Origin of the sequence: Streptomyces sp. NPDC002018 (assembly GCF_042890865.1) — a bacterium.
In the GTDB taxonomy this organism is placed as follows: Bacteria; Actinomycetota; Actinomycetes; order Streptomycetales; family Streptomycetaceae; genus Streptomyces.
The window spans coordinates 1-11,435 of the sequence record NZ_JBIASO010000045.1 but is presented as its reverse complement, the minus strand read 5'-3'; the positions used below and the strand labels follow the sequence as shown (position 1 = coordinate 11,435).

The following is an 11,435-nucleotide window of genomic DNA, read 5'->3' as shown; positions in this document are numbered from 1 at the left end:
CCCGCCGACTTCGACGCGACGGTATGGCCGCCCGCAGGTGCCGAGCCGATGGCGGTGGAGGGGTGTTACGAGCGGTTCGAGGAGCTGGGGTTCGGTTACGGTCCGGTGTTCCGGGGTCTTCGGGCGGCGTGGCGGCGTGGTGGTGAGGTCTTCGCGGAGGTGGGTCTGCCCGAGGGGGTGGAGGCGGGTGCGTTCGGTCTGCATCCGGCGTTGCTCGATTCGGCGCTGCACGCGTCGCTTCTCGCCGGTGATGGTGAGGAGGGTTCCGGTGGCGGTCTGCCCTTCTCATGGGAGGGTGTCTCGCTGCATGCCACGGGCGCCTCGGCACTCCGCGTGAGGATCGCCCCGACCGGGGGCAAGGGCGTCGTGTCGATCGCCGTCGCGGACACGGACGGTGAACCGGTCGCCTCGGTCGACGCGCTGCTGGCCAGGCCGGTGTCGAGCGAGCAGCTCAGCGGAGCGGCCGAGGCCGCCCACGACGCGCTGTTCGCACTGGAGTGGGTACCCGTGCCCGGTGCTTCCGCTTCCGCTGCTGCGCCCGGTGGCTCCGCTCCCGGGGCGGACAGGCTCGCACTGGTCGGTCCGGACGTCCTCGCACTGGCCGAGGGCCTGGCCGCTACGGGGGTCGAGGTCGAGGCGTACGCCGATCTGGCGACCCTGGCGGCGGGAGAGTCCCCGGTGCCCGGCACCGTACTGATCGGCGCTCACGGCGCGGCGGACGGCGCGGGGGCCGCGCAGTCGGCTCACACGCTGACCACGGCAGCCCTGGCGCGGACGCAGGAGTGGCTCGCCGACGAGCGGTTCAGTGGGTCACGGCTGGTGTTCGTGACGCGGGGCGCGGTGGCGGCCGGGGACGAGGAGGTCACCGATGTGGCCGCCGCCTCGCTCTGGGGCCTGGTGCGCTCGGCCCAGACGGAGAACCCTGGCTGCTTCGGCCTGCTGGATCTCGGCTCCGATCCCGACAACCTCTCCCGGCTTCCGGGGTCCCTCGGCCTGGACGAGCCGCAGATGGCCGTCCGTGACGGAGCACTCCTGGCCGGCCGGCTCGCGCGGCTGGGGCCGGACACCGCTCTGGTGCCGCCGGCCGGTGTGCCCTGGCGGCTGGACAGCCTGGTGAAGGGGAGCCTGGACGGGCTGACGCTGGCGCCCTTCCCCGAGGCGCTGGAGCCGCTGACGGGCCATGAGGTGCGGATCGAGGTCCGTGCGGCCGGGGTGAACTTCCGGGATGTCCTCAAAGCGCTGGACATGTATCCCGGCGATGCCGGGCGCATGGGCCGCGAAGCCTCGGGCGTGGTGGTCGGGACCGGCCCCGAGGTGACGGGGCTGCGGCCCGGCGACCGGGTCACGGGTCTGGTGTCCGGCGGTTTCGGCTCGCTGGTGGTGGGTGACGCACGGCTGCTCACCCCGCTGCCCGAGGGGTGGTCGTGGGAGACGGCCGCGTCGATGCCACTGGTGTTTCTGACGGCGTATCACGCTCTGGTCGGGCTGGCGGATCTGCGCCGGGGCGAGAAGGTGCTGGTCCACGCGGGCGCGGGTGGTGTGGGGATGGCGGCGATTCAGCTCGCGCGTCATCTGGGGGCCGAGGTCTTCGCGACGGCGAGCGAGGGCAAGTGGGACGAGTTGCGCGCGTTGGGAGTGGCGGACGACCATATCGCCTCCTCCCGTACGACCGACTTCGAGGCAGCCTTCGCGGAGGTCACGGGCGGCGGAGGGGTCGACGTCATACTGAACGCGCTGGCGGGTGAGTTCGTCGACGCGTCGCTGGGGCTGCTGAGCGCGGGCGGCCGGTTCCTGGAAATGGGCAAGACGGATATAAGGGAACCGGCGCATCTGCCCGACGGCGTGGACTATCAGGCGTTCGACCTCGGCTGGGTGGAACCCGAGGGTATTCAGCGCATGCTCGGCTCCCTGATGCAGCTCTTCGACCAGGGCGTGTTGGAGCCGCTGCCGGCCCGGTCCTGGGATGTCCGGCGGGCCCGGGACGCGTTCCGCCATATGAGCCTGGCCAGGCATGTGGGCAAGATAGTGCTGAGCATGCCGCCGGTGTGGGACCCGGAGGGTACGGTCCTGATCACCGGTGGCACGGGTGGCCTGGGTGGTGTGCTGGCACGCCATGTGGTGGTTGAACATGGTATGCGCCATCTGCTGCTGACCAGCCGTCGTGGACCCGGCGCCGAGGGTGCCGAGGACCTGGCGGCGGAGCTGAGGGCTCTGGGCGCGGAGGTGTCGGTCGTCGCGTGTGACGCGGCGGACCGGGAGGCGCTGGCGGGTCTGCTGGCGTCGGTGCCGGTGGAGCATCCGTTGACGGCGGTGGTGCATACGGCGGGTGTGCTGGACGACGGGATCATCGGTTCGCTGACGCCCGAGCGGCTGGACTCCGTACTGCGGCCAAAGGTGGATGCGGCCTGGCACCTTCACGAGCTGACGCGGCATCTCGATCTGGCCGGGTTTGTGGTCTTCTCGTCGGTGGCGGGTACGTTCGGTGGTGCCGGGCAGGCCAACTATGCGGCGGGTAACGCTTTTCTGGACGCGTTGGCGGCTCATCGGCGGGCCGAGGGTCTGCCGGGTCTGTCGCTCGCCTGGGGTCCCTGGGATCAGGGCGCGGGCATGACCAGCGGGCTCGACGACCGTGACGTCCGCCGGGCCGCCGAGTCGGGCATGCCACTGCTCTCGGTGGAGCAGGGACTCGCCCTGTTCGACGCCGCGCTCGCGACCGGCGAGGCCGCCGTGCTGCCCGTACGGCTCGACCTGCCCGCCCTGCGAGCCAAGGGACCCGTCCCGGCGCTGCTGCGAGGACTGGTCCGTACCGGCTCCCGGCGGACCGTCACCGTCGGAGCCGGCACGAGCACGGGCACCGGTCTGTCCGAGCGGCTGCGCCGACTGGAGCGGACCGAACGGCACACGGCACTGATCGGACTGGTACGAGACCAGGCGGCCATGGTGCTGGGCCACACAAGCGGCGACGGCGTCGATCCGGGCCGGGCCTTCCGCGATCTGGGCTTCGACTCCCTCACGGCCGTCGAACTGCGCAACCGGCTGAACACGGCGACCGGGCTGCGGCTGCCCGCCACGATGGTCTTCGACTATCCGACCGTCGAGGTCCTCGCCGGTCACCTCCTCGAAGAACTGCTCGGGCCGGACGCGGCCGTGGCCGGCGCCGCACCGGAACTCTCCCGGGCCCCGCTCGACGACGACCCGGTCGTGATCGTGGGCATGAGCTGCCGCTTCCCCGGAGGCGTCGGTTCGCCCGAGGATCTGTGGCGCGTGGTCTCCGAAGGCGCGGACGTGGTCTCGGACTTCCCGGTCAACCGGGGCTGGGACGTGGAAGCCCTCTACCACCCGGATCCGGACCACACCGGCACGTCGTACACCCGCTCGGGCGGATTCCTGCATGACGCGGGTGAGTTCGACCCCGCGTTCTTCGGTATGAGCCCGCGCGAGGCCATGGCCACGGACGCACAGCAGCGACTCCTGCTGGAGACCTCGTGGGAGGCCGTCGAGCGGGCCGGGATCGACCCGGTCTCGCTGCGCGACAGCCGGACCGGTGTCTTCGCCGGCGTGATGTACAGCGGCTACAACACCACCCTCGACGGCAAGGAGTTCGAAGGCTTCCAGGGCCAGGGCAGCGCGCTGAGCGTCGCCTCGGGCCGGGTCTCGTACACCTTCGGCTTCGAGGGTCCCGCGATGACCGTGGACACGGCGTGCTCGTCGTCACTCGTCGCGATGCATCTGGCCGCCCAGGCCCTGCGGAGCGGCGAATGCTCGCTGGCACTGGCCGGCGGGGTCACCGTGATGTCGATTCCCGACACCTTCGTGGAGTTCTCCCGGCAGCGCGGCCTCGCCCCCGACGGCCGGTCCAAGCCCTTCTCCGAGTCGGCCGACGGGGTCGGCTGGTCGGAGGGCGTCGGGATGCTCCTGCTGGAACGCATGTCGGACGCCCGGCGCCACGGCCATGAGATCCTCGCCGTCGTACGGGGCAGCGCCGTCAACCAGGACGGCGCGTCGAACGGACTGACCGCGCCCAACGGCCCCGCGCAGCAGCGGGTCATCCAGCAGGCCCTGGCGAGCGGCGGACTGTCGCCCGCCGATGTGGACGCGGTGGAGGCGCACGGTACGGGCACCACCCTGGGCGACCCCATCGAGGCGCAGGCACTGCTCGCCACCTACGGCAGGGACCGGGAACGTCCGCTGCTGCTGGGATCGGTGAAGTCCAACCTCGGCCACACCCAGGCGGCGGCCGGTGCCGCGGGCGTGATCAAGATGATCATGGCGATGCGCCACGGTGTGCTGCCGTCGACGCTCCATGTCACCGAGCCGTCGTCGCACGTCGACTGGTCGGCGGGCGCGGTGGAACTGCTCACCGAGTCCACCCCGTGGCCCGAGAGCGATCGCGCCCGGCGCGCGGGCGTCTCGTCGTTCGGTATCAGCGGGACGAACGCGCACGTCATCCTGGAGCAGCCGCCCACGGTGATCCGGGGCACGGTGCTCGACGGCGGCGCCGGAGCCACCGCGATGGAGTCGAGCGCGGTGCCCGGCGCGGTGCCGTGGGTGCTCTCGGGCAAGACGCCCGAGGCGCTGCGCGGCCAGGCGGCCCGGCTGCTCTCGTACATCCAGGCCAGGCCCGAGCTGCGGCCGGTGGACATCGGCTTCTCGCTGGCCACGGGCCGGTCGAGGTTCGAGCATCGCGCGGCGGTGACGGCCGCCGAGCCCACGGAGACGGTACGCGCGCTGGCCGCGCTCGCTGTCGGTGAGCCCGACCCCCGGGCCTTCGCGGGCTCGGTCATCGGGGGCAGGACGGCGTTTCTCTTCTCGGGTCAGGGCTCGCAACGGCTGGGTATGGGGCGCGAGCTGTACGGACGGTTCCCGGTGTTCGCCGAGGCGCTGGACTCCGCACTGGCCCTGCTGGACGCGGAGTTGGACCGCCCGTTGCGCGAGGTGATCTGGGGCGAGGACCCGGAGCCGCTGAACGGGACGGGCTTCGCCCAGCCGGCGTTGTTCGCGATCGAGGTGGCGCTGTTCCGTCTGGTGGAGTCGTGGGGGGTGACCCCGGATTTTGTGGCGGGTCATTCGATCGGTGAGATCGCCGCCGCTCATGTGGCGGGGGTGTTCTCGCTGGAGGACGCCTGCGCGCTGGTCGTCGCGCGCGCCTCACTGATGCAGGAACTGCCCGCGGGCGGTGCGATGGTCGCCGTCCAGGCCACCGAGGACGAGATCACCCCCCTGCTGGCCGAGCACGGGAGTCGGGTGTCGGTCGCGGCGGTCAACGGCCCGTCCTCGGTGGTGATCTCCGGTGACGAGAACGTCGTACGGGAGATTACGGCGCGGCTGGAGCGGGAGGGCCGGAAGGCGACCCGGCTCCGGGTCTCGCACGCGTTCCACTCCCCGCTGATGCGGCCGATGCTCGACGCGTTCCGCGCCGTCACGGACACCCTGACGTTCCAGGAACCATCCCTTCCCGTCGTCTCGAATCTGACCGGCGCTCTCGCGTCCCCCGGCGAACTGAGCACCCCCGACTACTGGGTGCGCCATGTCCGCGAGACGGTCCGCTTCGCCGACGCCCTGCGTACCCTCGCGGATCAAGGCGTCACCGTCCTGGTGGAGCTGGGCCCCGACGGGGTGCTCTCCGCCATGGCGGGGGAATCGCTGTCCGACGGGGTGGCCACGGTGCCGCTGCTGCGCAAGGACCGACCCGAGGAGGCCTCGGCGGTCGGCGCGCTCGCCCGGCTCCATGTGCACGGTGTGCCCGTGGACTGGGCGCGGCACTTCGCCGGGACCGGCGCGTCCCGAGTGGAACTGCCCACCTACGCCTTCGAGCACCGGCCCTTCTGGCCCGACGGTGTCCGCGGGGCCGCCGACGCCGCCGCGGTCGGCCTGGTGTCCGCCGGGCATCCGCTGCTCAACGGCGTGGTCGAACTCGCCGAGGGCGAAGGGGTGTTGTTCACCGGCCGCCTCTCGGTACGGTCCCACCCATGGCTGGCCGACCACGCGGTCATGGGCCGGATCCTGGTGCCGGGCACCGCGCTGCTGGAGCTGGCGATCCGGGCCGGTGACGAGGTCGGCAGCGACCGCGTCGAGGAGCTGACCCTCGCCGCCCCACTGGTGCTGCCGGAGCGCGGCGCCACACAGACACAGGTGCGGGTCGGGGTGGCCGACGAGAGCGGCCGGCGCACCGTCACGATTCACTCCAGGCCCGAGGGAGAGCCCGGGACAGGAGAGCCCGGGACACCGTGGACCCAGCACGCCACCGGCACGCTGGCCACGGGCTCGCGAACGGCGCCGGACACCACCGGATCCGACACGGCGCTCTGGCCGCCCGCGGGCGCCGAACCGGTGGAGCTGGACGGCTTCTACGACGCTCGCGCCGAGGACGGATTCGTCTACGGCCCGGTCTTCCAGGGCCTGCGGGCCGCCTGGCGGCTCGACGGCGAGATCTTCGCCGAGCTGAGCCTGCCGGACGGAGTCCGGGCCGACGCGGACGCGTTCGGACTGCATCCGGCGCTGCTGGACGCGGGCCTCCACGCCGCCTGGTTCCTGGACTCGCCCGCCGACACCGCCGCCGATACCGCCGCCGGTACAGCCGACAACACCGCCGACCGGCGGGGCGGCGTCCCGTTCGCGTGGAGCGGCGTCTCGCTGGAGGCGTCCGGAGCCTCCGCCGTACGGATCAGGCTCTCCCGTCACGCCGAGGGAACGGTGTCGATCGCCGTCACCGACACCACGGGCGCGCCCGTCGCGTCCGTGGAGTCGCTGGCGATGCGGCCACTGGCCACCGAGAGCCTGAGCGATACGGACGCATGGACGCGGGACGCGCTGTTCCGGCTCGACTGGACGCCGGTGACGGTCGCGTCCGACGCGCCCCCCGAGCGGACCGTGGCGGTGCTCGGCCCGGACCCCCTCGGTCTGGCGGAGGCCCTGCGCGACGTCGGTGTCGAGGCCGCTCTTCTCGACGCGCCGCCCACGGACGAGGAACCGCCCGCCGCACGACCGGGTACGACAGGGCCCGATGTGGTGCTGATCCCGGTGGTGGGAGCGCCGCGGACAGGCATCGGCACCGGCACCGGCATCGGTACCGAAACCACGACTCCTACCGACGGCGCGGACTCCGCGCACGTACTCACCCACCAGGCTCTGGCGCGGATCCGCACGCGACTGGACGACGAGCGGTACGCGGACTCCCGGTTCGTCTTCGTGACGCGGGGCGCCGTCGGCGGCCACGATGTCGCCGCGGCCTCGGTCCGGGGTCTCGTACGGACCGCGCAGTCGGAGCACCCCGGCTGCTTCGGACTGATCGACCTCGATCCCGGAGCGGCGGAGACGACCCTTCCGCCGGGGGCTCTGGACACGGACGAACCACAGATCGTGATCCGGAACGGTGAGGTACGTGCCGGACGCCTGGTGCGCGTTCCCGCGGCCGAGGGCGACGCGCGCCCCGTCTGGGACACCGACGACGGCAGTGTGCTGATCACCGGCGGTACCGGTGGTCTGGGCGCGGCACTGGCCAGGCACCTGGCGGCGGAGCACGACGTACGACGGCTGCTGCTGGTCAGCCGACGGGGACAGGCCGCCGAGGGCGCGGAAGAGCTCGTGGCCGAACTGGAGCTGCGAGGAGTGCGTGTCACGGCCGCCGCCTGCGATGTGGCGGACCGTACGGCGCTCGCGGAACTGCTGGCGGAACACCGCGTGTCGGCCGTGGTCCACGCGGCGGGCGTGCTGGACGACGGGCTGATCGGCACACTCACCCCCGAACGGGTCAGCGGTGTGCTGCGTCCCAAGGCGGACGCGGCCTGGCACCTCCATGAACTGACGCGCGATCTCCCCCTGACGGCGTTCGTCGCCTTCTCCTCGGCGGCGGCGACGTTCGGCAGCCCGGGACAGGGCAACTACGCGGCGGGCAACGCCTTCCTGGACGCCCTGATGGAGCGCAGGCACGACGAAGGACTGCCGGGAGTCTCCCTGGCCTGGGGTCCCTGGGACCAGTCGGGCGGAATGACCGGCACGCTGACGGAGGCCGACACGGACCGCATGGCCCGCTCGGGTGTCCCGCCGCTCTCGGTGGAGCAGGGCCTCGCGCTGTTCGACGCGGCGCTGGCCACCGGTCAGCCCGTGCTGGCGCCCGTACGACTGGACCTGCCGGCCCTCAGGGCGCAGGGCGATGTCCCGCCGCTGCTGCGGGCGTTGATCCGTACGCGCCCGCGCCGCGCCGCGGTCGCCGGCTCGGCCACCGCCCAGGGACTGGTGGAGCGTCTGGCCGCGCTCACCGCCGTCGAACGCCAGGAGGTGCTGGTGGATCTCGTACGCGGGCAGGTCGCCCTCGTACTGGGACACGCCGACGCGGAGGCGGTCCATCCCGGGCGCGCCTTCCGCGAGCTGGGCTTCGACTCGCTGACGGCGGTCGAGCTGCGGAACCGGCTCACCACCGTGAGCGGGCTCCGGCTGCCCGCCACCATGGCCTTCGACTACCCGACCGTCCAGACGCTCGTCGACCATCTCCTCGGTGAACTGCTCGGCGCCGACGCGTCGGTGGCCGCACCCGCCGCGATCCGCTCGGCGGCGGTGGCCGACGATCCGATCGTCGTGGTGGGGATGAGCTGCCGCTATCCGGGCGGGGTGACCTCACCGGAGGACCTGTGGCGACTGGTCACGGAAGGCGGGGACGCCATCTCCGGCTTCCCGGTCAACCGGGGCTGGGACGTCGAGGGACTATTCCATCCCGATCCGGACCACCTGGGCACGTCGTACACACGTGAAGGCGGATTCCTGCACACGGCGGGCGAGTTCGACCCTGACTTCTTCGGTATGTCGCCGCGTGAGGCGATGGCGACGGATTCGCAGCAGCGGTTGTTGCTGGAGGCGTCGTGGGAGGCGATCGAGCGGGCCGGTATCGATCCGGAGTCGCTGCGGGGCAGCGCGACGGGTGTGTTCGCCGGGGTGATGTACAGCGACTACACGGCCGTACTGGCGAGCCCGGAGTTCGAGGGCTTCCAGGGCGGAGGCAGCACCAGCCTGGCGTCGGGCCGGGTCTCGTACACGCTGGGTCTGGAAGGCCCGGCGGTGACGGTGGACACGGCGTGCTCGTCGTCGCTGGTGGCGATGCACTGGGCGATGCAGGCGCTGCGCAGCGGCGAGTGCTCACTCGCGCTGGCCGGCGGTGTGACGGTCATGTCGACGCCGACGGTGTTCGTGGACTTCTCCCGTCAGCGTGGCTTGTCGCCGGATGGTCGGTGCAAGGCGTTCTCGGATTCGGCCGATGGTGTGGGCTGGTCGGAGGGTGTGGGGATGCTGGTGCTGGAGCGTCTTTCGGATGCTCGGCGTCATGGTCATGAGGTGCTGGCCGTGGTGCGGGGGTCGGCGGTGAATCAGGATGGTGCGTCGAATGGTCTGACGGCGCCGAATGGTCCGTCGCAGCAGCGGGTGATTCGTCAGGCGCTGGCGAGCGGTGGCTTGTCGGCGGACGACGTGGATGTGGTGGAGGCGCATGGTACGGGGACCACGTTGGGTGATCCGATCGAGGCGCAGGCGCTGCTGGCGACGTATGGGCGCGACCGCGACCCTGAGCGTCCGCTGTTGCTGGGGTCGGTGAAGTCCAACATCGGTCACACCCAGGCGGCGGCCGGCGTCGCGGGCATCATCAAGATGGTGATGGCGATGCGCCACGGGGTTCTGCCCCGGACGTTGCATGTCGACGCGCCCTCCTCGCATGTGGACTGGTCGGAAGGCGCGGTGGAGCTGCTGACCGAGCAGACCGGGTGGCCCGAGGTCGAGCGCGCCCGGCGTGCGGCTGTGTCGTCATTCGGAATCAGCGGGACGAACGCGCATGTGATCCTGGAGCAGCCGCCCACGGTGATCCCGGGGAAGGTGCTTGCCAGGACCGAGGCCCCGCCCCTGGCTCCGGCTCAGACTCAGGCTTCGGCTCCGGTCTCAGCTCCGGCTTCAGCGTCAGCTTCGGCTCTTGCGGCGGCGATCGAGGCCGGTGTGGTGCCGTGGGTGGTGTCGGGGAAGTCGCCGGAGGCGTTGCGGGGTCAGGCGGCGCGGTTGCTGTCGCTGGTCGAGGCGCGGCCTGAGCTGCGCCCGGTGGACGTCGGCTTCTCGCTGGTCACGGGGCGGTCGGTGTTCGAGCACCGTGCGGCGGTGCTGGCCGGTGGTCCGGAAGAGACGGTACGCGCCTTGACGGCATTGGCGGCCGGGGAACCGGACCCGTTGACGGTGTCGGGCTCGGCGGTCGGGGGCAGGACGGCGTTCCTCTTCTCGGGTCAGGGGTCGCAGCGGCTGGGTATGGGGCGTGAGTTGTACGGGCGGTTCCCGGTGTTCGCTGAGGCGTTGGATTCCGTGCTGGCGGTGCTGGAAGGTGAGTTGGGTCGTTCGTTGCGTGAGGTGATGTGGGGTGAGGATGCCGATCTGCTGAGTGGGACGGGTTGTGCTCAGCCGGCGTTGTTCGCGGTGGAGGTGGCGCTGTTCCGTCTGGTGGAGTCGTGGGGTGTGAGGCCCGACTTTGTGGCGGGTCATTCGATCGGTGAGGTCGCTGCCGCTCATGTGGCGGGGGTGTTCTCGCTGGAGGACGCGTGCCGTCTGGTGGCGGCCCGTGCTTCGTTGATGCAGACGCTGCCGGCGGGTGGTGCGATGGTCGCCGTACAGGCCACCGAGGACGAGGTCGTCCCGTATCTCTCCGGCCGGGTGTCGATCGCGGCGGTCAACGGGCCGTCCTCGGTGGTGATCTCCGGTGACGAGGAGGCGGTCCTGGAAGTCGCGGCCCAGTGGGAACGGCAAGGCCGCAAGACCAGCCGTCTTCGGGTCTCGCACGCGTTCCACTCACCGCTGATGGATCCGATGCTGGACGAGTTCCGGGCGGTGGTGGAGGGGTTGTCCTTCCGGGCGCCCCGCGTTCCCGTCGTGTCGAATCTGACGGGTGGGCTCGCTGCCTCGGAGGAACTGTGCTCGGCGGAGTACTGGGTGCGGCATGTCCGGGAGCCGGTCCGGTTCGCGGACGGGGTACGGAGTCTGGCCGGAGCCGGCGTACGGAAGTTCATGGAGCTGGGTCCCGATGGAGTCCTCTCCGCCCTGGCACGTGAGTCCGCCGGGGACGACGCCGTCCTGGTGCCGGTCCTGCGCAAGGACCGTTCGGAGGAACTGGCCGCCGTCACCGCGTGGGCACGGCTCCATGTGTGGGGTGTTTCCCTGGACCGGACCGCCGTGTTCGCGGACACGGGCGCCGCACGCGTGGATGTGCCGACGTATGCCTTCCAGCACCGGTGGTTCTGGCCGGCCGGTCCGCTCGGCGGTACGGGCGACATGCGCGCGGCGGGACTCGGCTCGGCCGGGCATCCGTTGCTGGGCGCGGCCGTCGAACTGGCGGAAGGCGAGGGAGCGGTCTTCACGGGTCGGTTGTCGGTGGGGTCGCATGGGTGGCTGGCTGATCATGTGGTGTGGGGTCGGGTGGT

1 protein-coding gene is annotated in these 11,435 nt (G+C 71.7%); it reads left to right on the top strand.

The window, feature by feature from the left end:
• Positions 1 to 54: 54 nt before the first annotated feature.
• A partial coding sequence (locus tag ACFYYH_RS34250; protein ID WP_388559768.1) for an SDR family NAD(P)-dependent oxidoreductase occupies positions 55 to 11,435 on the top strand: 11,381 nt, incomplete at its 3' end.